Source organism: Nocardiopsis sp. NPDC057823 (assembly GCF_042797335.1).
Classification (GTDB): domain Bacteria; phylum Actinomycetota; class Actinomycetes; order Streptosporangiales; family Streptosporangiaceae; genus Nocardiopsis; species Nocardiopsis changdeensis.
In genome coordinates, this window is sequence record NZ_JBHVLR010000008.1 from 57,115 (window position 1) to 81,295 (window position 24,181).

Below are 24,181 nucleotides of genomic sequence, written 5' to 3' on the forward strand. Positions count from 1 at the left end.
TGTCGCCTCCGGGGGATTCCCGGTTCCGCACCGTGTGACGCCCGTCCCGGCCCGGGTGTTCTCCGCCTCAGCCCCCGGGGCCGCCTTCGAGGGTGTCGGCGATGTGCTCGGCGATGGCCATGCAGGACGTGGCCGCGGGAGAGGGCGCGTTGCGCACGGCGGTGACCGGCCCGACCCGGTGGATGCGGAAGTCGTCCACCAGCGAGCCGTCGCGGTCCAGGGCCTGGGCGCGCACACCCGAGCCGCCGCGCACGACGTCGGCCGGCCCGATGTCGGGGACGTACCGCCGGGCGGCCCGCATGTAGGCGCGCTTGGAGAACGACCCGTACACCTCCGCGGCCCCGGTGCGCCAGTGGCGCAGCCCCATGGCCCAGAAACCCGGCCAGGTGAGGGTGTCGCGCAGGTCGGCGAGGCGGATGTCGGAGTGGCGGTAGCCCTCGCGGGCCAGCGCCAGGACCGCGTTCGGGCCGACCTCGACCTCCCCGGAGACCCGGCGGGTGAAATGCACCCCCAGGAAGGGGTAGCGGGGGTCGGGCACGGGGTACACCAGCCCGCGCACCAGGTGCGCCTTGGCCGGGCGCACCAGCATGTACTCCCCGCGGAACGGCACGATGCGGGGCCCGTCCCCGTCCCCGGCGGCCCGGGCCACCCGGTCGCCGTGCAGGCCCGCGCACACGACCAGCCCGTCCAGGCGCAGGTCCTCGCCCCCGGCGGTGACGCGCACCCCGTCCCCGGCGGGGACGGCGGCGGTGACCGGGGCCCGGAACCGGACCTCGCCCCCGGCCGCGGCGATGTCCTCGGCGAAGGCGCGGGCAATGCGGGTGTAGTCGGTGATGGCGGTGCGCGGGGAGTGCAGGGCGGCCAGGCCGGCGGCGTGCGGCTCGATCTCGCGGATCCCCTCGGGCCCGAGGCGGCGCAGCCCCGGGACGGCGTTGCGGCCGGCCCGGGCGTGCAGGGCGTCCAGCCGGTCCACCTCCCGCGGCGTGAGCGCGACCACGAGCTTGCCGCACTCCTCGTACGGCAGTCCCCGCTCCGCGCAGTACTCCCGCAGCAGGTCCCGGCCGCGCGTGCACAGCCGGGCCTTGAGGCCGCCGGGCTCGTAGTAGATGCCCGCGTGCACCACCCCGGAGTTGTGCCCGGTCTGGTGCGCCGCCACCCGGTCCTCCTTCTCGAAGACCACGACACGGGTCCCCGGTCGGCGCAGGACCAGTTCACGGGCCGTGGCGAGCCCGACGATCCCGGCGCCGACGACGCCGATGCTCCGGTCGGCCATGGTGGACGCGTCCTCCCGTCGTCAGCCGTGCGCGCCCGGCGCGGGCGCGCCCCCGACGTTACCGCGCGTGGTCGAGGAGGCGACATCCGCGAATGTGACCTGGACATCTTTCAGGAATCGTGCTAGCCGGGAACATCCGGCCGCCATGGCACGTTCTCTCAGGTGAACGCGGACGGAACCCGCCCCACGGGTCCGGAGCGTGACAACGAGACCATGTGCGAACGTGAGCGCTCGTGCCGGCAATGGGGGTTTCCGGCACGTACCCGACCGCCGCGTTCGCCTTCCCAGCGGCCGGACCGCATCCCGTGCATCCCGGCCGCACCCGCTGGGCCCATGTTGGGGGACATGGGCCCGGCCTGTGCCCGGGAGCGCGCCGTCCCCACCCGACGGCGCCCCCGGGCACCCCCATGTCCGGACCCCTTCTCCGAACGCGCCGCCCCGCGTCGGCGCCCCCGAGCGCCGTGCCCGCGCCGACGCCCCGGCCGCCCGGGCCCGGGCGCCCCAGCCCACCCTCATCAAGCGTGTCAATTAATCTTGACATGCCTAGGAGGAGTGTCGACACTGGGGCCATGAGCGACGACGCGCCCGCCGCCGGACCCGTGTCCACGACCGGTACGACCACTGCGCCCGACGGCACCGTCCTGGGGCACCGAACCCTGGGCGCCGGGCCGCCGGTGCTGCTGTTCCACGGTTCGATGATGTCCTCCCACGACCTCCTGGCCCTGGGCACGGCACTGGCCGAACGGTTCACCGTGCACCTGGCCGACCGGCGCGGCCGAGGCCTGAGCGGCCCGCACGGCCCCGGGCACGACCTGGCGCGCGCCACCGCGGACGTGGCGGCGCTGGCGGAACACACGGGCGCGCACGGGGTCTTCGGGCTCAGCGCGGGGGCGGTCCCCGTCCTGGAATGGGCCCGCACGGCCCCGGCCGACCGGCGGATCGCCGTGTACGAGCCCCCGCTGCGCACCGGCGCGTTCTCCCCCAGCGCGTGGCTGGAACGGTTCGAACGCGAGCTCGCCGCAGGCCGGGGAGCGCGCGCCATGGTCACTCTGATGCGGGGCACCCAGGACCCGCCCTGGGCACGGTACGTTCCCCGTCCACTCCTGGCCGGGCTCATGGGCCTGGCCCTGCGCGCCCCGGTCGAGGGCGGCATCCCGCTGCGGGACCTGCTGCCCACCATGGCCGCCGACGCCCGGATGGTGCGTGAGGCGGAGGGCCGGCCGCTCTCCCTGTACTCCGGTGTCCGCGCCGGGGTACTGCTGTTGGGCGGCTCGCGCAGCGCTCCGTACTTCAAGGACGCCCTCACCGCACTGGACGGGGTCCTGCCCCGGGCACGCCGGCTGGAGCTGCCCGGCCAGGGCCACCTGGCCGCCGCGAACGACGGCGCCCCGGACCTGGTCGCCCGGGCCCTCACCGGCTTCTTCTCCGGTGCTCCCCCGCGCTGACACCTGCCGGCCGCCCTGCGGCCGAAGGGCCGGGGCCGGGGGCGGGGCCGGTAAAAATCTGTCACTTTCCCGTGGCTCGGGGGTGTCCGTCGGCCGCCACGGGGCAGTGTGGGCGGGGGAACGGATCACGACGAGCGTCGGGGGACCACTCGCATGACGGACGTATCCAGCCGGGGACCGCAGCCGGGAGACGACCGGGAGGTGCTCACCAACCGCCAGGGGCACCCCGTCTACGACAACCAGAACCAGAGGACGGTCGGCGAGCGGGGGCCCGCGACCCTGGAGAACTACCAGTTCCTGGAGAAGATCAGCCACTTCGACCGGGAGCGCATCCCCGAGCGGGTGGTGCACGCCCGGGGCGCCACCGCCTTCGGCTACTTCGAGTCCTACGGGACCTGGGGCGACGAGCCGATCGAGCGGTACACGCGCGCCAAGCTCTTCCAGGGCAAGGGCAAGCGCACCGACATCGCCCTGCGCTTCTCCACGGTCATCGGCGGACGGGACTCCTCCGAGTGCGCCCGCGACCCGCGCGGGTTCGCGGTCAAGTTCTACACCGAGGACGGCAACTGGGACCTGGTGGGCAACAACCTCGCGGTGTTCTTCATCCGCGACGCCATCAAGTTCCCCGACGTCATCCACGCGCTCAAGCCGGACCCGGTGACGTTCCGGCAGGAGCCCAACCGCATCTTCGACTTCATGTCCCAGACCCCCGAGTGCATGCACATGCTGGTCAACCTGTTCAGCCCGCGCGGCATCCCGGCGGACTACCGGCACCAGCAGGGCTTCGGCGTCAACACCTACAAGTGGGTCAACGCCGCGGGTGAGACCGTCCTGGTCAAGTACACCTGGATGCCCAAGCAGGGCGTGCGCAGCATGACCGAGGCCGACGCCGCGAACATCCAGGCGACCGAGACCGGGCACGCGACCAAGGACCTGCACGAGGCCATCGACCGGGGCGACTACCCGGAGTGGGAGCTGCTCGTGCAGATGATGAGCGACGACGAGCACCCCGAACTCGACTTCGACCCCCTGGACGACACCAAGACCTGGCCGGAGCAGGACTTCCCGCCCAAACCGGTGGGGCGGATCGTGCTCGACCGCAACGTGTCGAACAACTTCGCCGAGAACGAGCAGATCTCCTTCGGCACCGGCGTGCTGGTGGACGGCCTGGACTTCTCCGACGACAAGATGCTGGTCGGCCGCACCTTCTCCTACAGCGACACCCAGCGCTACCGGGTGGGCCCCAACTACCTGCAGCTGCCGGTGAACCGGGCCAAGAACGCGAACGTGCGCACCAACCAGCGCGACGGCCTGATGACCTACGAGCAGGACACGGGCGGGGAGAACCCGCACGTCAACTACGAGCCGTCCATCACCGGCGGCCTGCGCGAGGGGAAGTACCCCACGCACGACGAGCAGGGCCCGGAGATCCGGGGCCGGGTCACCCGCAAGCGCATCGCGCGCACCAACGACTACCGGCAGGCCGGTCAGCGCTACCTGCTGATGGAGCAGTGGGAGCGCGACGACCTCGTGCACAACTTCTCGACGCTGCTCTCCCAGTGCGACCGGGCCGTCCAGGAGCGCATGGTGTGGCACTTCCTGCTGGTGGAGGACGACCTGGGGCTGCGCGTGGGCAAGAGGCTGGGCATCAGCCCCGAGGACGTGTCCCACCTGGCGCCGCTGGAGAGCCAGAGCCTCACGGAGGAGGACCTCCGGCGCCTGTCGAAACTCGGCTCCAACGGCCCCCGCGACGTCTCCGGCCTGACCATGACCCACTGCGTCCCCAACGAGCGCCACGTCGTCGAACGCTGAGACGGCCGTACCGGACGGAGCCGTGCGCGCGGGCCGCGCCCGGCTCCGTCCCGTGGCGACGGGATTCGGACGGAGCGCCACTCCCGCCTGCGACGGATCCACCGCCCCCGCTCCCGGCGGCGCACACCCCGGACACGGAAGGGGCGGCGGGCCCCGCCCGCCGCCCCTCCGGACCCGTTACCGGTCAGACGGGCGGGTATCCCATCGAGATCCTGCCGACCTCGTCACCGAGAACCACCCCTTGGTGGACCTGGGCGAGGCCGATGCCCCCCGTCCAGTGGCGCTCAACGCCCTCCGCCCCGGTACCGGCGCCGATGAGGACCGGCCCGTCCGCGTTCCAGGAGCCCTGACGCTCCACGGAACCCTGGAAAACCCTGTCGACGTAGAGAGCCAACGTCCCGTCCACGTGGTCGTACGTGCCGGTGAGATGGACCCACTGGGCGGAGCTCGCGAGGGAATCCGAGGAGACGCGGGAGACCGTGGCGCCGGAGGCGTCCTGCGCGGCGGTCTCGAAGAACCACTTCTCATCGGAGGCGTCGTACCCGAGGGCGAAACCGTCGGTGTGCCCACCGCTCTGGGAGAGGAACACGGCGTCCCGCCCGGTGTCGTCCAGACGCACCCAGGCGGAGGCGGTGAACCCGGTATCGGTGCGCACCGCAGGCCCTTCCGTGCTCAAGTACGCGGACCCGTCGAGCCGGGCGGTGGTCTCCCACGTTCCCTGGTTCATCTCGCCGTTCCACACCGTGGCCGGGTCTCCGTGCAGCGTGGCGTCGAGCCCGTGGTCGGAGCCGTCGTCCGCGGTCGGGCCCTGTGTCTCGTTCAGGCGCCACACGCCCTCCGGAACGACCGGGCGGGTCGCCCACTCCCAGATCTCGGAGCGACCGGAGAACGTGGCCGGCGTGTCCTCCGTGTAGAGCGTCCGGTCCCACACGGTGACGTGGTCGACGGCACCGGGCCAGTTCGACGCCTCCGGCCCGTACCCCGCGCCGAGGACGAACGCGCCTTCGGCGGTCCAGGGCGCATCGTGCTCGGCGACTCCCTGGCGGGCGCCGTCCACGTACAGGCTCAGCTCACCGGTTTCCGCATCGTGCATACCGGTGACCTGGGTCCAGGCCCCGGAGCGCACCGAGGCGGTGGACAGGATCCGGGTCTCCGCGGCAGCCGGATCGTCACCATTCGGCACGGCGAAGTACCACGCCTCCTCGTCGGCGTCATAGCCCAGCCGGAAACCGCTGACGTGCTCACCGTCCTGGGAGAGGGCGACGGCGTCGCGGCCGGTGTCGTCCAGGCGCAGCCATGCGGAGACCGTGAAGGTGCCGCCGGTGTCCACGACGGAGGCCTGTGTGCGCAGGGCGCCGCCCGCGGTGGAGGCCGCCGTGCCCTCCAGCCGGTAGTCGTAGCCCCACTCCTGGACGCCCGCCCTGCCCCGGGTCCAGTCGATGCCCCCGGCGGCCTCGGCGGTGCGCGTCGGGTCCATGGCGTCCGCGGCCGTGTCCCCGGCCCCCTCGTCCAGGGTGAAATGGGCGACGGGATCGGCCGGCGGTGCGACGAGGAATCTGTACACCGCCTTGCACTCCGAGGAGTTGCCGTAGGCGTCCACGCTCCTGGCGGAGATCGTGCGCGGACCGTCCTGCCGGGGAACGATGGTCACCGTCACGGAGCCCCCCGGGGTGTCGGGCTCCGCGAGGGTACTGCAGGTTCGATCGTCCAGGCTGTAGTAGTAGGCGACCGCGGTGTCCACGCCGTTGCCGTCGAAGGTGAACTCGCCGGGGCGCCCGGGAGCCCCGTGGAAGCGGTTGTCCGAAGGATAGTCCTCGGAGGTCACCGTAGGCGGTGAGGCGGGCTTGGCCGTGCTGATCTCGATCCAGCAGCGTTCGGACCACTCCCCCGCGGCCTGGGGGTCGTGGGCGCGGGCGCGGTAACCGATGAGGACCTTCTCAGGGAGGTCCCGTGCCGTGACCGAGCGGGATTGGGGACCGGCGCTCGGGCCCTGTGCGATGTACGCGGACTCCGAACGGCCCAAGGCCTCCTCGGAGCCTTCCAGCGCCCACTCGAACTCGGCCTTGATCTGCTGGGAGACCCCGGTCGCGGCGGGGTCGGGGTCTGAGAACCGACCGCTCAGGGTGAGCTCGGTGCTGTTGAGAAGGGTGGGGTTCGCCTTGTCGGTGGAGCAGGCCTCTCCCCTGGCTGTGAGGGTCGCGGTGTCGGGCCGGTCGGGGGGACGGTTCTCGTCCGCGAGCGCGGAGGCCGGCCCGAGCAGGGACGAGACCAGGGCGATGGCGGCCGCGGCCGCCGTCGAACGGGTCAGGGAACGACGCATCAGGGGGATCACCCGTCTACCCGGCCCTCGTGGGGGCCGGGGGAGGAAACAGGTCGCAAATCATAGGAAACCTACAAATAAGCGAAAGTCGACCACAATACTCCTGGGCTCCCCGCGGTCGTTCTGGCCACTTGCGGTCACGCGTCGGGGCCGCCCGGGGACTTCCCCGGGCGGCCCCGACGCGTGTGTCAGCCCCTGGCGGGCAGGGTGCGGCTGCGGCCGCGGAACTCGGCGACGACCTCCTCGCCGCGGCGTACGGTGACGTCGTAGACGCCGCTGCGCCCGAACACCGTCCGCTCCTCGGCCGTGGCCACCAGCAGGTCGCCCTCGTGGGCCGGGGCCACGAACGTGACGTCGGCGCCCGAGGCCACGGTGACCCCGCGCCCGTCCACGTTGCAGGCGCACGCGAACGCCGTGTCGGCCAGCGTGAACACGAACCCGCCGTGGGCGATCCCGTGCCCGTTGACCATGAGCGGCCCCACGGTCATCTCCACCACCGCGATCCCCAGGTCGGCGCGCACCAGGCGCATCCCCAGGTTCTTGGAGGCCCGGTCGGCCTCGAACATCTCCCAGGCGGCCCCGTTGCGCACCGCGCCCTCCCCGCTCACGAGTCGAAGTCCACGGTCACGGCGTCGGTCTCGGGCAGCGCCTGGCAGGACAGCGCGTACCCGGCCGCCACCTCGGCCTCGTCCAGGGCGTAGTTGCGCAGCATGCGCACCTCGCCGTCGCAGACCTTGACACGGCAGGTGCCGCACACGCCGCCCTTGCAGGCGAAGGGCAGGTCGGGCCGGTACCGCTGGGCGGCGTCCAGCACCGGCACCCCGCGCGGCAGGGTCAGCGTGGTGGTGCGCCCGTCGAGGATGACGGTGACCTCGCTGGCCGGGCCCTCCACCTCCGGGTCCTCGTGGCGGGCCTGGGGCGGCGGCTCGGCGCCCTCGACGAAGAACAGCTCCTGGTGGACCCGCTCGGCGGACACCCCCCGCTCGGCCAGCACCCGGCGGGCGTCGGTGACCATCCCGAAGGGGCCGCACAGCCACCAGTGGTCGGCGGCGTCGGCCGCGACGATGGTGTCCAGCAGCGCCTCCAGCTTGGCGCCGTCCAGGCGGCCGGTGAACAGCTCGGCCTCGCGCGGCTCGCGGGACAGTACGTGCACCAGCTCGAAGCGGTGCCCGAACGCGTCCTTGAGGTCGGCCAGCTCGTCGGCGAACATCACCGTGTCGCTGCGCCGGTTGCCGTACAGCAGGGTGACGTGGGAGCCGGTGCGGCGCAGCAGCGACGCGGCCATCGACAGCATCGGGGTGATGCCCGACCCGGCGGCGATCATCACGTGCCTGGCGGCGGTGGACAGGTCCGGGCAGAACCGACCGGTGGGCACGCCCACCTCGACCTCGTCGCCGGGGCGCACCTCCTCCACCAGCCAGGTGGAGAACAGCCCGCCCGCGACCAGGCGCACGCCCACCCGGGGCGCGTCGCCCGCGGGTGCGCAGATGGAGTAGCTGCGCCGCTCCTCCACCCCGTCGACCTCCCGGCGCAGCGTCAGCGACTGCCCCGGGGCGAACGCGAACTCCTCGGCCAGGTGGTCGGGCACGTCGAAGCTGACGGCGACGGCGTCGTCGCACAGCTTCTCGACGGCGGCCACGCGCAGCCGGTGGAACACCGACCCGCGGCGCGGGGCCGCGGGGGCGTCGGTGACGGGTGTGGTCACGGTCAGATCTCCTTGACGTGCTCGAACGGTTCGAGGCAGGACCGGCAGCGGTGCAGCGACTTGCAGGAGGTCGCCCCGAACCGGGACAGCTCCTCGGTGTCGGCCGACCGGCACAGCGGGCAGCGCGGGGCGGTCCGGGTGGGCAGCAGGGTCAGCGGGACGGGCCCGGCGGCCCGCCGGGGGGCGGCCCCCGGCGGGGAGATGCCGTGCTCGGCGAGCTTGCGCCGCCCCTCGTCGGTGATCCAGTCGGTGGTCCAGGCCGGGGACAGCTCGGTGCGCACCTCGACGGCCCCGAACCCGGCGGCGCGCACCGCCCGGTCCACGTCCACCCGCATCTCGGCCAGGGCCGGGCAGCCGGAGTAGGTGGGGGTGATCCACACCTGCACGGTGCCCTCCCCGTCGATCTCGACCCGGCGCAGGATGCCCAGGTCGGCGAGGGTGAGCATGGGCAGCTCGGGGTCGGTGACGGCGGCGGCCGCGGCGCGGGCGCGCTCGACGTCCCGGACCGGTGCGGCGGTCACCACGTCGCCTCCGGGTGCTCGCGGGCCACCTTCTGGAGCTCGTCCAGCAGGGGGGCGAGCTCGGCGGTGTGGCGGCCCTCGCGCCCGGCCACCGCGGCCTCGGGGAAGGGGCCGGGGGCGGGCAGGGTGGCCTCGGTGAGGACCGAGGTCAGGACGGCGTGGACCTCGTCGCGGACGGTGACGGGGTCCACGGCCGCGTTCAGGCCCGCCAGGCGGGTCTCGACGGGGTGGGCGGCGAACAGCTCGCCGGTGAGCGGCCACACGTCGGCGACGGCCTCGGCCAGGCGCTCGTGCGAGTAGTCGGTGCCGTCGCCCAGGCGCAGCGCCCAGGACACCGCGTACTCGCGGTGGTAGGCCAGCTCGTTGACCCCCTTGGCCGCGATGGCGGCGACCACCGGGTCTGCGCTGTCGGCCAGCCGGGTGAACAGGGCCAGCCGGTGGCTGGAGAGCACCAGCAGGGTGACGACGGCGCGGGCGAAGTCGCCGCGGGGCGCCTCGGCCAGGTGCACGTTGCGGAACTCGTGCGGGGCGCGGCGGTAGGCGAAGGCGTCCTCGTCGCGGCCGGTGCCGTCGGCCTGGCCGGCGCGGGCCAGCAGCAGGCGCGCCTGGCCGAGCAGGTCCAGGGCGATGTTGGCCAGCGCCACCTCCTCCTCCAGCTCGGGCGCGTCGGTCACCCAGTGGATCAGCCGCTGGGCCTGGACCAGCGCGTCGTCGCCGAGCATCTGGCAGTACAGGGCCAGGTCGGCGCCGTCCACCCCCGCGGGGAGGGTGGTGTCGACGCCCGCGAGGGCGTCGGTGAAGCCGGTGCCGAAGGCCCAGCGGGCGTCGCCCTGGTGCTCTTCGACCAGGCCGGTGAAAATGTTGTCGCCACTCATGTGTTCTGTTCCTCGAAGCCTCGTCGTCCCGGGTCGCCGCCTAGATGTGCGGGACGTCCTCGGGGATGGGGTAGAAGGTCGGGTGGCGGTAGACCTTGTCTCCGCTGGGCGCGAAGAAGGGGTCCTTCTCGTCGGGGCTGGACGCGGTGATGTCCTCGGCGCGGACCACCCAGATGCTGACGCCCTCGTTGCGGCGGGTGTACAGGTTGCGGGCGTTGTGCAGCGCCATGGTGTCGTCGGGGGCGTGCAGCGAGCCGACGTGGACGTGGTTGAGGCCGCGCTTGCCGCGGACGAAGACCTCGTACAGCGGCCATTCCGGGCGGGCCGCGCCGGAGGTGCCGGCGGCGCCGGAGGTCGCGGTGGTGTCGTTGCTCATGCCGTGGCCTCCTGGAGGTTCTCGGTGTTGCGGGCCCCGGCCGCCTGCTTGGCGGCGTAGGCGGTGGCGGCCTCGCGGACCCAGCCGCCCTTCTCGTGGGCGGCCCGGCGGCGGGCGATGCGCTCGGCGTTCTTGGGGCCGGCGCCGGAGACGACCTGCTTGAACTCGACCCAGTCGGGCTCGCCGAAGTCGTAGTGGCCGCGGTCGGCGTTCCAGGCCAGCTCGGGGTCGGGCAGGGTGACGCCCAGCTTCTCCGCTTGGGGGACGGTCATGTCGACGAACTTCTGGCGCAGGTCGTCGTTGGTGTCGCGCTTGATCCGCCAGGCCATGGACTGCGCGGTGTTGGGCGAGTCGGCGTCGGGCGGGCCGAACATCATCAGGGACGGCCACCACCAGCGGTCGACGGCGTCCTGGACCATCCGGCGCTGTCCCTCGGTGCCCTCCATCATGCGCATGAGCAGCTCGTAGCCCTGCCGCTGGTGGAAGGACTCCTCCTTGCAGATGCGCACCATGGCCCGGGCGTAGGGGCCGAAGGAGCTGCGGCACAGGGGCACCTGGTTGCAGATCGCGGCGCCGTCCACCAGCCAGCCGATGACGCCGACGTCGGCGAAGGTCGTCGAGGGGTAGTTGAAGATCGAGGAGTACTTCTGGCGGCCCTCGATGAGGCGCGTGGTGAGGTCGGCGCGGTCGACGCCGAGGGTCTCGGCGGCGGCGTACAGGTACAGGCCGTGGCCCGCCTCGTCCTGGACCTTGGCCAGGAGGATGGCCTTGCGGCGCAGGCTGGGCGCGGAGGCGATCCAGTCGCCCTCCGGCTGCATGCCGATGATCTCCGAGTGGGCGTGCTGGGAGACCTGGCGCACGAGGGTCCTGCGGTAGGCCTCGGGCATCCAGTCGCGCGGCTCGATGCGCTGGTCCGCGGCGATCTTCGCGTCGAAGTCCGCCTGGAGCGCGTCGTCGGCGCCGGGGGGCGCCTCCTGCGTCACGGTCATTGATCCATCCCCATTCATAACCGAACGTTCGGTCAGTAATTAGTATCCACGCATCCGGCCGCGCGGGTCAAGTCCGGGCGCGGGCGGGTCCTGCCTCGGACGGGCCGGCCAACGGGCGCGCTCCGGCCCCGGCGGAACGCCGTGGCGGCCACGGCAGGACGGCGCGCCGGTCAACGGGACACCGCGTCGGCCCCGGCGGCCGGTGCCACCGGGGCCGACGCGGCCGCGGGGACCGGCGTGGTCACCGGGCCCACAGGCCGCCGGGACCACGGGACCGCCGGGACCACCAGGGCCCACGCGGTCACCGGGACCCACGCGGTCACGGGAACCGGCGGGTCCACAGCGCCACAGGGCCACCGGAGCCGATGCGGCCACCGGGACCCACGGGGCCGGCCGGCGGCGCGGGCCGCCGGCCGGCCGCGGGTCAGCGACCGGTGAAGGTCGGCGGGCGCTTGTTCACGAAGGCGTCGACGGCCCCGGCGTGGTCGGCGGTCTCCCCGAGCTGCTGCTGGAGGTCGGCCTCCTCCTCCAGCAGCTCGGCCAGCGGGCGCCCGCCCTCGGCCGCGGAGCGCACCTCGCGCTTGGCGGCGACGAACGCCGCGGTCGGTCCGGCCGCCAGCGTCGCGGCCAGCTCGCGGGCGCGCTTCTCCCAGGCGTCGTCGTCCACGACCTCGGTGACCAGGCCCAGCTCCAGCGCCCGGTCCGCGCCGAACAGGGTGCCCAGCAGCATGAGCTCCATGGCCCGCGCCTGGCCCAGCGAGGCGACCAGCCGGGAGGCGAGGCCCGAGTCGGAGGCCAGGCCGATGCCGGTGAACGCGGTGCCGAACTTGGCCCGGCGGGCCGCCACCCGCACGTCCCCGGCCAGGGCGAAGCCCATCCCGGCGCCCACGCAGGCGCCGCCGATGCCCACCACCACCGGCACCTGGATCGACTCCAGGGCCAGCACGATCGGGTTGTAGTGCTCGCGGACGGTGTTCAGGGCCCCGCCGGCGCCCTCCTGGAGGGTGCGCGCGTGCTCGGCCAGGTCCTGGCCCACGCAGAACGCCTTGTCCGACCCCAGCAGCAGCACCGCGCGGGCGGTGGTGGAGGCGGCGGCCCCGCGCAGCGCGGCCAGCAGCTCCTCCTTCACCTCCCGGGTCAGCGCGGGCCGGTTCAGCCGCACCACGGCCAGCCCGTCGGATTCGGAGAACTCCGCCGCCCTCTGTTCGCTCAACGCCCTACTCTCCCTTGTTCCAGGTGTGGAAGCCCTGTCCGGTCTTCTTGCCGAGCTTCCCCTCCGCGACCATACGCCGCAGCAGCTCCGGCGGGGAGAAGCGGTCGCCCAACTCGGCGGCGAGGTACTCGGCGATGGCCAGGCGCACGTCCAGGCCGACCAGGTCGGTGAGCCTGAGCGGGCCCATCGGGTGGCGGTAGCCCAGCTCCATGGCGGTGTCGATGTCGGCCGGGGAGGCGACCTCCTCCTCGACCATGCGGATGGCCTCCAGGCCGAGCATGACGCCCAGGCGGCTGGTGGCGAACCCGGGGGCGTCGCGGACGACGATCTCGGTCTTGCCCAGGGCGGCCACCCAGCCGCGCACCGCGGCGGTGACCGCCGGGTCGGTGTCGGGTGCGGTGACGATCTCCACCAGCTTGGAGGCGGGCACCGGGTTGAAGAAGTGGGTGCCCAGGAACCGGCGCGGGTGCTTCAGGGCGGCGGCCAGCTCGGTGACCGACAGGGAGCTGGTGTTGGAGGCCAGCACGGCCTCCTCCCCCACTGCGGCCTCGGCGGCGGTGAGGACGGCGATCTTCAGCTCGGGCCTCTCGGGCACGGCCTCGACCACCAGGCCGGTCCCGGCGGGGATGTCGGCGGCGTCGGTGGCGGTGGACAGCCGGTCCAGGTACGCGTCGGGCTCCCCGTCCAGCTTGCCGCGCGCGGCGGAGGCGGCCAGGCCGGAGGTGACCCGGTCGCGGCCCGCCCCGGCGGCCTCGGCGGTGGCCTCGACCAGGGTCACCGAGGCGCCCGCGGTGAGGAACTGCTGGACGATCCCGGCTCCCATGGTGCCGCCGCCGATGACGGCGACCAGGGCGGGGACGGCGGTGTCCGGGGTTGCGGTGCTGCCGGAGGTCAACGCTTCTTCCTCTCCAGGAACCGGGTCATCCGGTCGTGCTTGTCGGCGGTCTCGAACAGCACCGCCTGGGTCAGGTCGTCGGCCAGCGGGTGGGGCCCGTCGGCGTCCAGCACCATCTTGGTCATGCGCAGGGCCAGGGCCGAGGAGGCGGCCATGCGGTCGATGAGGGCGTGGGCGCGCTCGCGCAGCTCCTCGGCGGGCACGATCTCGGCGACCAGGCCGTGCCGCAGCGCCGCCTCGGCGTCCAGGCGGAACCCGCCCAGCAGCACCTGCTTGGCCACCGAGGCGCCCACCAGCTCCCTGAGCCGCCAGCAGGCGCCCGCCCCGGCGATGATGCCCAGGCCCGGCTCGGGCTGGGCGAACACGGCGGTGGGGGTGGCGATGCGGATGTCGCAGGCGTAGGACAGCTCGGCGCCACCGCCCAGCGCCCAGCCGTCCACGGCCGCCACGGTGGGGGCCGGCAGTCGGTGCAGGCGCTCGAACAGGCGGCTGTTGATCCCGGCCAGCGCCTGCTCGCGGCCGCGCTCGCGCAGCTCGGAGATGTCGGCGCCGCCCGCGAACACGGTGCCGTGCCCGGTGAGCAGCAGCGGGCGCGGGTCGGCCTCGACGCGCGCGCACACCTCGTGCAGCTCGGCGATCATCGCCGCGTTGATGGCGTTGCGGGCCTGGGGCCGGTGCAGCTCCACCACGACCCGGTCCTCGCGCCACTCCACCCGCAGGGTCTCGAAGTCGGTCTTGTCCGCTTCGGTCATGACGTGCCCCCTCAGACCCGCTCGACCAGGAGCGCGGCGCCCTGGCCCACGCCCACGCACAGGGTGGCCAGGCCCCGGTCGGTGCCCTCGCGCTCCATGCGGTTGAGGAGGGTGACCAGGATGCGGGCGCCGGAGCTGCCCAGCGGGTGGCCCAGGGCGATGGCGCCGCCGTCGGCGTTGACGCGTTCGGCGTCCAGCTTGAGCTGGCGGATGACACCCAGGGACTGGGCGGCGAAGGCCTCGTTGAGCTCGACCGAGCCGACCTGGTCCAGGGTCCAGCCCGCGCGGGCCAGCGCCTTCTGTGTGGCGGGCACCGGGCCCAGGCCCATGATCTGCGGGGGGACCCCGGCCGAGGCGGAGGCCACCACGCGGGCGCGCGGGGTGAGGCCGTGGCGCTCGACGGCGGCGGAGGAGGCCAGCACGAGGGCGGAGGCGCCGTCGGACAGGGAGGAGGAGTTGCCCGCGGTGACGATGCCGCCCTTGCGGAACACCGGGCGCAGCTTGGCGAGGGTGGCCTCGTCGGTGTCGGGGCGGGGGCCCTCGTCGGCGGTGACCTCGTGGGTGGCGCCCTTGCGGCCGGTGACCGTGACGGGGACGATCTCCCGGTCGAACCGGCCCGCCGCGGCGGCGGCGACCGCCTTGCGGTGGCTGCCCAGGGCGAAGGCGTCGGACTCCTCGCGGGTGATGCCCTCCAGGACGGCGACCTCCTCGGCGGTCTCGCCCATGGACAGGGTGTAGCGCAGGTCGCCGGGGGCCGCGTCGGCGGGGGCGTCGGCGTCGTGGGCGGCGAAGCGCGGGTTGGTGAAGCGCCACCCCAGGGAGGTGTCGGCGACCTCGCCGGGCTTGGCCCAGGGGGTGCCGGGCTTGGCCATCACCCAGGGGGCGCGGGTCATGGACTCCACGCCTCCGGCGACGACCACGTCGGCCTCGCCCGCGCGGATGGCCTGGGTGGCGGAGGAGACGGCGGTCAGGCCGCTGGCGCACAGGCGGTTGACGGTGTAGCCGGGGACGCTCGGGTCCAGCCCGGCCAGCAGGGCGGCCATGCGGGCGACGTTGCGGTTGTCCTCACCGGCCTGGTTGGCGGCGCCCAGGATCACCTCGTCGATCGCGTCCCCGGGGACGCCGGCGCGGCGGACCGCCTCGGCGATGGCCGTGGCGGCCAGATCGTCGGGGCGGACCGCGGCGAGGGCGCCGCCGTACCGACCCTGCGGGGTGCGGACCCCGTCGACCACATAGACGTCGCTCACGAACGGCCTCCCATGAAGGTTGACGGTGGCCTGCGCCACCGTCGACAGTGAACTGATCGACAGGTCTCCTTGACACAGGTCTCGGAGACTGACTTAATGCATTAGTAACCGAACGTTCGGTCAGTAAGCAAGTCGGCCCGCCCCGTAGCGGGCCGGCACCCACCTCGAACGCGCGGCGCACTCGTCGCACCACCCTCCCGGGCTCCGGCCCGGCGGCCCACCGCGCACTCGCACACGGAGAGTCTCATATGGCGAGCCACGACACCATCCGGCGGTCGACCGGTGTCACCGGTACCACCCCGCGTCTCGGGGAGGCACCCTCCCCCGAGATCCTGGACCCGGCCGAGCGCATGAGTGTCGACGAGCTGCGGGCGCTCCAGCTCGAACGGCTCAAGTGGACCCTGGAGCACGCCTACACCAACGTGCCGCTGTACCGGAAGAAGTTCGACGAGGCGGGCGTGACCCCCGCGGACCTGCGGGAGCTGTCCGACCTGCGGCACTTCCCGCACACCACCAAGGCCGACCTGCGGGACAACTACCCGTTCGGCATGTTCGCCGTCCCGCAGGAGAAGGTGGCCCGCGTCCACGCCTCCAGCGGCACCACCGGCAAGCCGACCGTGGTGGGCTACACCCGCGAGGACATCGACACCTGGGCGACCGTGGTGGCCCGCTCCATCCGCGCCGCGGGCGGGCGCCCGGGGCACAAGGTGCACGTCTCGTACGGGTACGGGCTGTTCACGGGCGGCCTGGGCGCGCACTACGGCGCAGAGAAGCTCGGCTGCACGGTGATCCCGGCCTCGGGCGGGCAGACCGCCAAGCAGGTGCAGCTGATCCAGGACTTCCGGCCCGAGATCATCATGGTCACCCCGAGCTACATGCTGACGCTCATGGACGAGTTCGAGCGCCAGGGCATCGACCCGCGCAGCACGTCCCTGAGGATCGGCATCTTCGGCGCCGAGCCGTGGACCGAGAAGATGCGCTCGGAGATCGAGGAGCGGTTCGACATCCACGCCGTGGACATCTACGGGCTGTCGGAGGTCATGGGGCCGGGCGTGGCCAACGAGTGCGTGGAGACCAAGGACGGGCTGCACATCTGGGAGGACCACTTCTACCCGGAGGTGCTCGACCCCGTCACGCAGGACGTGCTGCCCGACGGGGAGAACGGCGAGCTGGTGTTCACCTCGCTCACCAAGCAGGCCATGCCGGTCATCCGGTACCGCACCCGCGACCTGACCACGCTGCGCCCGGGCACCGCCCGGCCGATGCGGCGGATGGACAAGGTGACGGGGCGCAGCGACGACATGATCATCCTGCGCGGGGTGAACGTGTTCCCGACCCAGATCGAGGAGATCGTGCTGGGCCTGGACGGGCTGGCTCCGCACTTCCAGCTGGTGCTCACCAAGGAGGGCCGCCTGGACCGCATGGCGGTGCGGATCGAGGCGGCGCCGGACTGCGCGGCCGACCGGCGCGCGGCGCTGGCCCGGGAGATCACCGCGACCGTGAAGGACCGGGTCGGGGTGAGCGTGACGGTGGACGTGGTGGACCCGGAGCAGATCGAGCGGTCGGTGGGCAAGTTCCGCCGGATCATCGACAACCGGCCCAAGGAGTAGTCCCGGGGCCTGGGGGCTCTGAGGGGTCTGCGGCGCTCGAGGGGCCTGAGGGGCCCGGGGCCCTCGGGGCCCGAGCAGCCTGGGGGCCGGGGTGTCCGAGGGGCCCGGGGCCCGTGTCGGCCCCGTCCCCACCCGTGCGGCGAGAGCGGCCGCGGCGGGTGGGGGCGGGGCCGTCCGCCTGCACGGGGCGGTGGACGACGGGCACCGGCGCGGGGCGGCGGGCGCCCGTCGGGCACGAGGGGCGGGTGCCGTCTCCGGGACCCGGGTGTTGCCACGACCTATTCAGGACATATAACATCCGGGATCATGAAGATGAGCGAGGGAGTCGAGTGGGCGCTGCACACCTGCGTCAACCTCTCCTGGACCGACCCGGGTGAGGCGGTCCCCGCCGCGCGGCTGGCGGAGATCTTCGCCCTGCCCACGGCCTACCTGGCCAAGCACCTCCAGGCGCTGGCCCGGGCGGGCATCCTCATCTCCACCACGGGGCCGCGCGGCGGCTTCCGACTCGCCCGCGATCCGGGCGACATCACGCTGCTGGACGTCGTCACCGCGATCGAGGGCCCCGAGGACGCGTTCCGCTGCCGCCAGATCCTCAAGGACGGGCCGGGCGGCCGGCCCGACGTCGACTACCGGCGGACGTGCGCGGTCTCCCAGGCCATGCGCAGGGCGGAACTCGCCTGGCGCGCGGAGCTGGCCGGGCAGACCGTCGCCGACATCCGCCGCACCGTCGAACAGCGGGACCCGGCGGCGGCTCCGGCCACCCGTGAGGCGCTCCGCTAGCCCCGAACGGCCCCCACCACCCCCTTCACGACGGAGGACTCACCGTGCACCAATTATCGATATCAAATATCCGGGAACTCTTTGATCGGAGGCCGCGATGAGCCGGCAGGCCGCCGCACCGGGGGCCTGGGGCGCCGCGACCGCCACCCGGACGGCGCCGGGCGGAGCCCGGGGGTGGTCCGCCGTGGCGGCCGTGTCCCTGGGCATCTTCGCGCTGATGACGACCGAGCTGCTGCCCGTCGGGCTGCTCACCCCGATGGCCGCGGACCTGGGCGTGGAGGAGGCCCGGGCGGGCCTGGCGGTCACCGTGCCGGGCATCGTCGCGGCGGCGGCCGCGCCGCTCACCGCGACCGCCGCGGGCCGGATCGACCGGCGGCTCGTCCTGGCCGGGCTGCTGGCCCTGCTGGCCGCGGGGAACCTGGTCACCGCCGTGGGGCAGGACCTGGCCGCCGTACTGGCCGCGCGGGTCGCGATCGGCGCGGCGATCGGCGGGTTCTGGGCCGTCGCCGGGGGTCTGGCGCCGCGGCTGGTCCCGGCCCGCCGGGTGGGCGCGGCCACGGCGGTGGTCTTCAGCGGGGTCTCGGCCGCCTCGGTGGTCGGGGTGCCGCTGGGGACGCTGCTGGCCGAGGCGTACGGGTGGCGGCCGCTGTTCGGGGCGGCGGGGCTGCTGGGGGTCGTGGCCCTGGCGGGGGTGCTCGCCCTCGTGCCCCCGCTGCCCGTCGAGCGGTCGCTGCGGCCGGCCGACCTGGGCGGCCTGCTCCGGAGCGGCGGCGGAGTGCGGATCGGGGTGGTGCTGACCCTGCTGCTGGTGGCCGGGCACTTCACGGCCTACACCTTCGTCCGCCCGCTGCTGCACGAACAGGCGGGCATGGACGCCGCGGCGGTCGGCTGGACGCTGCTGCTGTTCGGAACGGCGGGGCTGCCCGGGAACCTCCTGGCGGGGGTGCTGGTCGGCCGGAGCGTACGCGGGGTGCTGGGAGGCATCGCCGGGGCGCTCACGCTGACCATGCTCCTGCTCGCGGCGGTCGGCGGACCGTGGTCGGGGGCGCTCACGGTCGGCCTGTGGGGGCTGGCGTACGGGGGCGTGTCGGTCGGCCTCCAGACCTGGATGCTGCGGGCCGCGCCGGAGCGGGCCGAGGGCGCGACCTCGCTGTTCGTGGCGGCCTTCAACGCCGCGATCGCCCTGGGGGCGCTGGGCGGCGGGCTGGCGCTGGACGCGGCGGGATCGAACGGGGCGCTCCTCCTGGCGGGAGCGCTGCTGGTGGCGGCGCTGGTCCTGGTGGCCGTCCCGCTCCCCCGCGCGGCGCCGCCGCGCGACCGACCCGCCGACGAGAACGACGACGAGCTGTAAGAGACGAACGAGAGAGAAGAGAGAACCATGGGCCACACCGTCCTCAACCCCGCCGCCCTGCACGACCCGACCGGTTTCGGCTACAGCCACGTGGCGCGCACGGAGGAGTTCGTGTTCGTCGCGGGGCAGTACGCCTCCGACGCGGAGGGAGGGGTCGCCTCCGACGGTTTCGCCGAGCAGGTGGAGCGGTCCTTCGCGAACCTGGAGACCGCCCTGGAGGCCGCCGGGGTCGCGCCGCGCGACGTGGTGCGGCTCGGCACCTACGTGGTGGGGCTCGACCTCGACCGCCTGGGCGTGCTCACCGCGCGCATCGCGCGGACCTGGGGCGACCGCCCGCCCACGCAGACGCTGCTCGGTGTGGCCGGGCTGGCGCTGCCGGGGATGCTCTTCGAGGTGGACGCGGTCGCCGTGCGCGCCCGGAGCTGAGGCCGCGCCCGGTACGCGGGGCGGGGCGGCGGCCGTACCGTCCCGCCGGGCGCCCGGGACGGCGTGCGCCGGGTGGGTGTCGTTGGCCGGTGGGGCTGCGCTTCCCACCCGGGCGCACGGTGGTGGAAGCCTGTCAGGCTCCGGCCGGGAACGCACATCCGGGGTGGGTGAATGCGGGACGTACCCCGGTGACCGGCGGTTTTCCGCCCCCTGCCCGCAGGGAGATCGAGGCGGTCGACCGTTCCCAGCGAACGCCCGGTCAGGTTCCGGTGGATCCCTTGCCGGCACCGTGAAGCGCCCATGGCCCCCGGTCCGGATCGCCCCGGCGTACACGGGCGCGCGGCGTCGGTGCACCGAGGTAGGGTGCCGCGCATCGGCCACGGTGTGAGAGGTGCGGTTCCTTGTTCGACGTCACGGCTTTGAGCGACCGGGAGTTCCTGGCACTGGTGGGGAAGCGACCCGGTATGTACACCGGAAGGACCTCCTTCGAGCTGGCGGTCGCCTTCCTCCACGGGTACGAGAGTCACGCGCGACGTGGCGGGAGATCCGTACTGGACGGGTTCGACGCGTGGATCGAGGCGCAGGGGACCCCGCGCGGCGCCACCGGCTGGTGGGGCCAGGCGCGCAGGATCGCCTTCCCCGACGAGGAACGCCTCAGGGATCTGACTCGCGAAGAGGAGGAACACGCCGTCGCCACGCTGTTCCGGCTCCTGGACGGGTTCCTCGCCGCGAAGGAGGAGGACGAACGCGGGTGAGGACGCCCTGCCCACGTGCTCCGTACAGGCCGTCCGGGCAGGAGGTCCCGCGCTGCGCGACGGCCTTTCAGGACGGGTCCGAACGCAGCCCCAACGCGCTGTGCCGGATGAGTCCGGCGGGCGCATCGGCGGAGCCGGACCTCCGGCGTGTCAGCTCCACCAGCTTCGTACGGAGGTCACGGGCCGGTTCTCCCAGCACGATGGCGCTGATGACCAGCTCCAGCATCAGCTGGTCGTGATCGTCGTCCGCACCCCCGTAGCGCTCGGGGTCGCGTTCCACCACGGCACGGGAAATACGTCGGCCACCGCCGTCGACCGGAGTGAAGGTCGCTGCGAAAATCCCGTGTCCGGTCCAGCTCCGGTGCAGGAAGACGACATCGCCCTCCGCGAAGACGTCCCATCTCTCATCCATGTCACGCGATGCGTACCCGCGCCGGATTCGCTCCCAGTCTTCGTCCGACCAGATACGTCGGGGCAGCCGAGGCATCGGCCGGGGGTCGGAAATCGGCTCGATACGACCGGAGAACGTGGATCGGGTCACGCGTTCGTCAGCGGACATGCGGCCACCCTATCGGGGGGCTGAAAGCCCTTCCCGTCGGACCGTGGAGTGCGCGGCCGGAAGTTCGGCGCGCTCCATCGGCTCGGACGCACACCGTGTCCGTGCCTCTCACACGTCCCGAAAGCGCAGATCCGTGATCGTGGCCGGGTCGGTGCAGTGGCGGGCGTACACCTTCGTGGTGTTCTCCTCCGTCGGCTCGGCCTCGGCGTACCCGAGCAGCACCACGCGCACGACCTCCTGCCGACTGTCGGCTCCGCCCTCCGGGTACGCCGGGGCCCGGTCTTCGAAGAACCGGGCCCGGTCGGCGGAGAGATCGCTCCGCGAAGCCCGGCACGATCAGCCGTGGCACATCGGGACCACGCGGACCAGGGGTCAGGGAGAGAAGACGAGCCCGATCAGGTAGTAGCTCACGAAGACGGTCCCGATGACGACGGGAAGAGCAAGCAGATTCAGGTGCGGGGAGCGACAGGGCTCACCGGGATCACCCTTGGAAGTACGCCTGCCCTTCCCGAACCCGTAGAAGTCGTTGATGAGGCGCTCGGCACGGGCTGCGGACCGGCTGCCGAACAGCGTTGCCCACAGGGAGCCCTCGAAGGCCGCGGAGGGCAATGACCTCCCGTCCGACAGCTCCAGGGACAGTTGACCGTCCGCCACCGCCACCCCCTGGACGAGGCCGATGGGGACGACGGTGCGCGTCACGTAGTCGTACAGGACGATGTGACCCTCGTGCAGTTCCAGTCTGCGCCAGAAGCCGATCTTGAGGTTCAGCCAGAGCGCAGAACCGATGATCGCGGAGACGAACAGCAAGCCACCCGGGTCCTCACGAAACTCACCGGCCATACTCCCCAACGCGAGCACTCCCCACAGCAAGAGGCAGACCACCGTGAGTCCCGCCCGCTGCGCGCGATTGCCGATGACCACCCGGCCCTCTCCTTCGCCTTCTCCGCACTCCCCGCGCATGACGGATATAAGACTCGCAATGGAACATTTCGGGCCAACCCCGGGAGGTTCACGGAACCGTCTCGGTCCGGGAAGAGGCCCGGAGACCGTAGTGCCGGCATGCCAGGACAAAGTCCGGCGCAGCGGTCGTGTGCGAGACACTCCCCTTGTTCGACATCACGGCTTCGGGCGGGCGGACGTGAGCGACGACGTCCTTTCGGTGATCCCGACCGACCCGTACTGGCGGCCGGGGAGGGAGGCGGCGGGCCGGGCCGCCGCCCTCGCGGACTCGCTGTGCCCGGTCGACGACCTCGGACGGGAGATCGACGTGCGGTGGACGGACTCCACCGTGTTCGTCGGCTGCGGACAGAACCTGGAACGGATCGGCTGCCCCGTCTGCGGGGCCTCGGTGGACACCGAGTGGTGGCGTGACCTCATGGACGAGCGCTACGAGGAGGACTTCGCGGTGCTCGCTGTGCGAATGCCCTGCCGCGGGGCCGAGACCGGTGTCGACGCCCTGGACTGCGACCGGCCCTGCGGGTTCGCGAGCTTCGAGATCGTGCTCTGGAACCCCGAACGGGGCGACTGCGCCGCCGACGGGCTCGCCCGGGTGGGGCGGGTTCCGGGCATCCGGTACGGACGGTTCGGGCGCACATCCGACCGGTGGTTCCCGGTACGGTCGGCTTGTCACCCCGCCTCAGGACAGGACCCCCATGCCCGCCTCCTCCCCCGCGCCCGGCTCCGGCCGGGTGGACGTGCGCAAAGACCAGGCGCAGTACTGGATCGGCAGCTGGATCGGTTTCGGCCTGATCCTGCTGTTGCCCGTGGGGCTCGGCGTCGGTGCCCGTTACGCCGCGTACGTCAGGGGCAACGTCGAGGACCCGTCCGGTGACCTGGTGGTGTTCGGGGTCCTGGGCGCCCTGCTGCTCGTCCCGCTCCTGGCGCTGGTGCTGACCGGCCCGCGCCACCTGGCGGAGCAGGGCGTGGAGGTCGGCGACCGGGGCATCGGCCTCGTGCGCGAACGCCGGTCGTGGGCGCGCGGCGGCACGGTGTTCGTCCCCTGGCGGGACGTGCACCTGGTCACCCGGAGCGTGAGCAAGGGCTCCGTCCCCGGGCGCACCCTGGAGATCCACCTGAAGCGGGGGGACGGGGTGTCCGAGCCCGTGGTGCGGTGGGCGACGCTCGTCCCCGCCGGGAGGAACTGGAAGGGGACGACGGCCTCGCGGCCCCGGATCGTCGTCACCCTGGGCGATGACCTGCTGAGCCGCATCGAGAAGGAGATCGGGGTGTGGCGCCCCGCCGGGGCGGGGCGGGCCCGGCCGGCGGCGCCGGAGTCGGCGGCCGCCGCGGAGCCCGTACCGGAGGCGGCGGCCCCCGGGCCCGCCGGGGCCGGCGTGCTGCGGGTGGACATGCGGTGGCAGCAGGCCGCCGGCTGGCTGGTCACGACCGTGGTCTGCGTCTACTTCGCGCTCGGGCTGGCCGTGCTGACCGTGGTCTCAGCGGTGAACGGGGAGTACGGGGGCGCGGGCGTGATGCTGTTCCTCACGGTCTTCTTCGCGCTGGTCAGCCGCCCGCTGTTGCGGAGAACCCCGCGCTACACGACCGTGCAGGGCGTCGAACTGGATGCGGAGGGCATCACCCTGGTGCAGGAGCCGAAGGGTTCGTTCGCGGGTGTGCGCGCCCGCATCCCCTGGTCGGAGGTGCGCAGCGTGGGCCAGGACGTGGGGACCGACCACCGGACTTCGGGCCGGAAGCCGCAGTTCTCCGTCGACGTGGTGACCCGCGAGCCCCTGTACGGCGTCGACCTGCCGCACTGGGTCGGGCTGGAGGGCGAGAAGATGCGGATCAAGCCGAATCAGGCCCGGCACGGCGAGCTCGTCCGCGCGTTCCGCGCCGTCCGCCCCGACCTCCTCCCCGGCGGCTGAGCGCACGACTATCAGCGAACGGCGGTGGACAGACCCGCCGCGGCCAGGAGGGCGGCGATGAGGGCGACCTCGGGGTGGGTGCCCTCCCAACCCGGGCCGCGCAGCGCGGCGGCGGCCCGTACGGCCTCGGCGAGGGGCAGGCCGAACACGTCGCGGAAGGCCTTGGGGACCGCGCCGCTCCGGGTCTGCGGATCGGTCAGGACGAGGCGGTGCGTGCCGTGGCGGGCGACGATCGCCTCGCGGACCCGTGCCGGGGCCGGGCCCCTGCCACGGTCGCAGACCTGACCGCAGGCACAGAGCCATTCGAGTGTCCAGTGCAGGCGGCCGTCCTCGACGGACCGACCCGCCCAACCGGTGCGGGCTCCGCCGCAGGCCGTGCACGGTTCGGTCGGTTCTGCGGCGCGGTCGTGCAC

24 protein-coding genes are annotated in these 24,181 nt (G+C 73.3%); 8 read left to right on the forward strand and 16 right to left on the reverse strand.

Annotation, left to right across the window (positions count from 1 at the left end; genetic code table 11):
- Nucleotides 1-67: 67 nt before the first annotated feature.
- Nucleotides 68-1,273 carry an L-2-hydroxyglutarate oxidase gene (gene lhgO / locus ACFVNO_RS15520; RefSeq protein WP_355268129.1) on the reverse strand — a complete coding sequence of 402 codons (1,206 nt, stop codon included), beginning with the start codon at nucleotides 1,271-1,273 and terminating at the stop codon, nucleotides 68-70.
- A gap of 569 nt (nucleotides 1,274-1,842) precedes the next feature.
- On the opposite strand from lhgO, the gene ACFVNO_RS15525 reads away from it, so the two are divergent.
- Complete coding sequence (locus ACFVNO_RS15525; RefSeq protein WP_378893069.1) at nucleotides 1,843-2,718, forward strand: alpha/beta fold hydrolase; 876 nt, start codon at nucleotides 1,843-1,845, stop codon at nucleotides 2,716-2,718.
- 153 nt (nucleotides 2,719-2,871) lie between these two features.
- Nucleotides 2,872-4,530, forward strand: a complete 1,659-nt coding sequence (locus ACFVNO_RS15530; protein ID WP_355268126.1) for a catalase — start codon at nucleotides 2,872-2,874, stop codon at nucleotides 4,528-4,530.
- A 184-nt stretch (nucleotides 4,531-4,714) separates the two neighbouring features.
- Here the strand turns inward: ACFVNO_RS15530 and ACFVNO_RS15535 are convergent, their stop codons facing one another.
- The 11 genes from ACFVNO_RS15535 to ACFVNO_RS15585 all read right to left on the reverse strand — a co-directional run bounded on the left by ACFVNO_RS15535 (nucleotide 4,715) and on the right by ACFVNO_RS15585 (nucleotide 15,423).
- Entirely contained in the window at nucleotides 4,715-6,850 is a 2,136-nt protein-coding gene (locus ACFVNO_RS15535) for a LamG domain-containing protein (RefSeq protein WP_378893072.1), read from the reverse strand.
- A 188-nt stretch (nucleotides 6,851-7,038) separates the two neighbouring features.
- The gene (paaI, locus tag ACFVNO_RS15540) at nucleotides 7,039-7,416 is read right to left on the reverse strand and encodes a hydroxyphenylacetyl-CoA thioesterase PaaI (protein ID WP_220565721.1); all 378 of its coding nucleotides are present in this window, start codon (nucleotides 7,414-7,416) and stop codon (nucleotides 7,039-7,041) included.
- 38 nt (nucleotides 7,417-7,454) lie between these two features.
- Nucleotides 7,455-8,555: a 1,2-phenylacetyl-CoA epoxidase subunit PaaE gene (gene paaE / locus ACFVNO_RS15545; RefSeq protein ID WP_220560722.1), complete on the reverse strand. Its 1,101-nt coding sequence runs from the start codon at nucleotides 8,553-8,555 to the stop codon at nucleotides 7,455-7,457.
- A 2-nt stretch (nucleotides 8,556-8,557) separates the two neighbouring features.
- Nucleotides 8,558-9,076, reverse strand: coding sequence for a 1,2-phenylacetyl-CoA epoxidase subunit PaaD (paaD, locus tag ACFVNO_RS15550; protein ID WP_255646520.1), 519 nt, complete (start codon nucleotides 9,074-9,076; stop codon nucleotides 8,558-8,560).
- The gene (gene paaC / locus ACFVNO_RS15555) at nucleotides 9,073-9,951 is read right to left on the reverse strand and encodes a 1,2-phenylacetyl-CoA epoxidase subunit PaaC (protein WP_220560720.1); all 879 of its coding nucleotides are present in this window, start codon (nucleotides 9,949-9,951) and stop codon (nucleotides 9,073-9,075) included. The genes paaD and paaC overlap by 4 nt, the downstream gene beginning before the upstream one ends.
- A 40-nt stretch (nucleotides 9,952-9,991) precedes the next feature.
- Complete coding sequence (gene paaB / locus ACFVNO_RS15560) at nucleotides 9,992-10,327, reverse strand: 1,2-phenylacetyl-CoA epoxidase subunit PaaB (protein WP_378893078.1); 336 nt, start codon at nucleotides 10,325-10,327, stop codon at nucleotides 9,992-9,994.
- Nucleotides 10,324-11,316, reverse strand: coding sequence for a 1,2-phenylacetyl-CoA epoxidase subunit PaaA (gene paaA / locus ACFVNO_RS15565; RefSeq protein ID WP_355268117.1), 993 nt, complete (start codon nucleotides 11,314-11,316; stop codon nucleotides 10,324-10,326). The genes paaB and paaA overlap by 4 nt, the downstream gene beginning before the upstream one ends.
- A gap of 424 nt (nucleotides 11,317-11,740) precedes the next feature.
- Entirely contained in the window at nucleotides 11,741-12,529 is a 789-nt protein-coding gene (locus tag ACFVNO_RS15570) for an enoyl-CoA hydratase/isomerase family protein (RefSeq protein WP_378893082.1), read from the reverse strand.
- Nucleotides 12,530-12,533: 4 nt separating this feature from the next.
- The gene (locus ACFVNO_RS15575) at nucleotides 12,534-13,424 is read right to left on the reverse strand and encodes a 3-hydroxyacyl-CoA dehydrogenase family protein (RefSeq protein WP_378893085.1); all 891 of its coding nucleotides are present in this window, start codon (nucleotides 13,422-13,424) and stop codon (nucleotides 12,534-12,536) included.
- Nucleotides 13,421-14,176, reverse strand: a complete 756-nt coding sequence (locus ACFVNO_RS15580; protein ID WP_355268108.1) for an enoyl-CoA hydratase/isomerase family protein — start codon at nucleotides 14,174-14,176, stop codon at nucleotides 13,421-13,423. Before ACFVNO_RS15580 ends, ACFVNO_RS15575 begins: the two co-directional genes overlap by 4 nt.
- Before the next feature lie 11 nt (nucleotides 14,177-14,187).
- Complete coding sequence (locus ACFVNO_RS15585) at nucleotides 14,188-15,423, reverse strand: thiolase family protein (protein WP_378893090.1); 1,236 nt, start codon at nucleotides 15,421-15,423, stop codon at nucleotides 14,188-14,190.
- 248 nt (nucleotides 15,424-15,671) lie between these two features.
- On the opposite strand from ACFVNO_RS15585, the gene paaK reads away from it, so the two are divergent.
- The 5 genes from paaK (at nucleotide 15,672) to ACFVNO_RS15610 (ending at nucleotide 20,345) form a co-directional block, all read left to right on the forward strand.
- A complete protein-coding gene (paaK, locus tag ACFVNO_RS15590; RefSeq protein ID WP_220560714.1) occupies nucleotides 15,672-17,033 on the forward strand; it encodes a phenylacetate--CoA ligase PaaK in 1,362 nt (453 codons plus the stop codon).
- Nucleotides 17,034-17,339: 306 nt separating this feature from the next.
- The gene (locus tag ACFVNO_RS15595; RefSeq protein WP_378893093.1) at nucleotides 17,340-17,813 is read left to right on the forward strand and encodes an RrF2 family transcriptional regulator; all 474 of its coding nucleotides are present in this window, start codon (nucleotides 17,340-17,342) and stop codon (nucleotides 17,811-17,813) included.
- Between the two features lie 97 nt (nucleotides 17,814-17,910).
- On the forward strand, nucleotides 17,911-19,164 hold the full coding sequence (locus tag ACFVNO_RS15600; RefSeq protein ID WP_378893096.1) for an MFS transporter: 1,254 nt from the start codon (nucleotides 17,911-17,913) through the stop codon (nucleotides 19,162-19,164).
- Nucleotides 19,165-19,191: 27 nt separating this feature from the next.
- Nucleotides 19,192-19,590, forward strand: a complete 399-nt coding sequence (locus ACFVNO_RS15605; RefSeq protein WP_355268095.1) for a RidA family protein — start codon at nucleotides 19,192-19,194, stop codon at nucleotides 19,588-19,590.
- Between the two features lie 401 nt (nucleotides 19,591-19,991).
- Complete coding sequence (locus tag ACFVNO_RS15610) at nucleotides 19,992-20,345, forward strand: hypothetical protein (RefSeq protein WP_378893101.1); 354 nt, start codon at nucleotides 19,992-19,994, stop codon at nucleotides 20,343-20,345.
- A gap of 67 nt (nucleotides 20,346-20,412) precedes the next feature.
- Here the strand turns inward: ACFVNO_RS15610 and ACFVNO_RS15615 are convergent, their stop codons facing one another.
- From ACFVNO_RS15615 to ACFVNO_RS15625, 3 genes are all read right to left on the reverse strand, one after another.
- Complete coding sequence (locus ACFVNO_RS15615; protein ID WP_355268089.1) at nucleotides 20,413-20,904, reverse strand: hypothetical protein; 492 nt, start codon at nucleotides 20,902-20,904, stop codon at nucleotides 20,413-20,415.
- 108 nt (nucleotides 20,905-21,012) lie between these two features.
- The gene (locus ACFVNO_RS15620) at nucleotides 21,013-21,135 is read right to left on the reverse strand and encodes a hypothetical protein (RefSeq protein WP_355268086.1); all 123 of its coding nucleotides are present in this window, start codon (nucleotides 21,133-21,135) and stop codon (nucleotides 21,013-21,015) included.
- Between the two features lie 141 nt (nucleotides 21,136-21,276).
- A complete protein-coding gene (locus ACFVNO_RS15625; RefSeq protein ID WP_378893106.1) occupies nucleotides 21,277-21,825 on the reverse strand; it encodes a hypothetical protein in 549 nt (182 codons plus the stop codon).
- Nucleotides 21,826-22,556: 731 nt separating this feature from the next.
- On the opposite strand from ACFVNO_RS15625, the gene ACFVNO_RS15630 reads away from it, so the two are divergent.
- Entirely contained in the window at nucleotides 22,557-23,768 is a 1,212-nt protein-coding gene (locus tag ACFVNO_RS15630) for a hypothetical protein (protein ID WP_378893109.1), read from the forward strand.
- A gap of 11 nt (nucleotides 23,769-23,779) precedes the next feature.
- On the opposite strand, the gene ACFVNO_RS15635 is transcribed toward ACFVNO_RS15630, so the two are convergent.
- Nucleotides 23,780-24,181, reverse strand: coding sequence for a hypothetical protein (locus tag ACFVNO_RS15635; protein WP_355268077.1), 402 nt, complete (start codon nucleotides 24,179-24,181; stop codon nucleotides 23,780-23,782).

Excerpts from the sequence above, each read along its gene's own strand:
- ACFVNO_RS15535 (WP_378893072.1), bottom strand. The coding sequence starts at position 6,850 with ATGCGTCGTTCCCTGACCCGTTCGACGGCGGCCGCGGCCGCCATCGCC.
- paaC (WP_220560720.1), bottom strand. The coding sequence starts at position 9,951 with ATGAGTGGCGACAACATTTTCACCGGCCTGGTCGAAGAGCACCAGGGC.
- paaA (WP_355268117.1), bottom strand. The coding sequence starts at position 11,316 with ATGACCGTGACGCAGGAGGCGCCCCCCGGCGCCGACGACGCGCTCCAG.
- ACFVNO_RS15605 (WP_355268095.1), top strand. The coding sequence starts at position 19,192 with ATGGGCCACACCGTCCTCAACCCCGCCGCCCTGCACGACCCGACCGGT.
- ACFVNO_RS15530 (WP_355268126.1), top strand. The coding sequence starts at position 2,872 with ATGACGGACGTATCCAGCCGGGGACCGCAGCCGGGAGACGACCGGGAG.
- ACFVNO_RS15525 (WP_378893069.1), top strand. The coding sequence starts at position 1,843 with ATGAGCGACGACGCGCCCGCCGCCGGACCCGTGTCCACGACCGGTACG.
- lhgO (WP_355268129.1), bottom strand. The coding sequence starts at position 1,273 with ATGGCCGACCGGAGCATCGGCGTCGTCGGCGCCGGGATCGTCGGGCTC.
- paaB (WP_378893078.1), bottom strand. The coding sequence starts at position 10,327 with ATGAGCAACGACACCACCGCGACCTCCGGCGCCGCCGGCACCTCCGGC.
- ACFVNO_RS15595 (WP_378893093.1), top strand. The coding sequence starts at position 17,340 with ATGAAGATGAGCGAGGGAGTCGAGTGGGCGCTGCACACCTGCGTCAAC.
- paaI (WP_220565721.1), bottom strand. The coding sequence starts at position 7,416 with ATGTTCGAGGCCGACCGGGCCTCCAAGAACCTGGGGATGCGCCTGGTG.
- paaK (WP_220560714.1), top strand. The coding sequence starts at position 15,672 with ATGGCGAGCCACGACACCATCCGGCGGTCGACCGGTGTCACCGGTACC.
- ACFVNO_RS15580 (WP_355268108.1), bottom strand. The coding sequence starts at position 14,176 with ATGACCGAAGCGGACAAGACCGACTTCGAGACCCTGCGGGTGGAGTGG.
- ACFVNO_RS15630 (WP_378893109.1), top strand. The coding sequence starts at position 22,557 with ATGCCCGCCTCCTCCCCCGCGCCCGGCTCCGGCCGGGTGGACGTGCGC.
- ACFVNO_RS15615 (WP_355268089.1), bottom strand. The coding sequence starts at position 20,904 with ATGTCCGCTGACGAACGCGTGACCCGATCCACGTTCTCCGGTCGTATC.
- ACFVNO_RS15600 (WP_378893096.1), top strand. The coding sequence starts at position 17,911 with ATGAGCCGGCAGGCCGCCGCACCGGGGGCCTGGGGCGCCGCGACCGCC.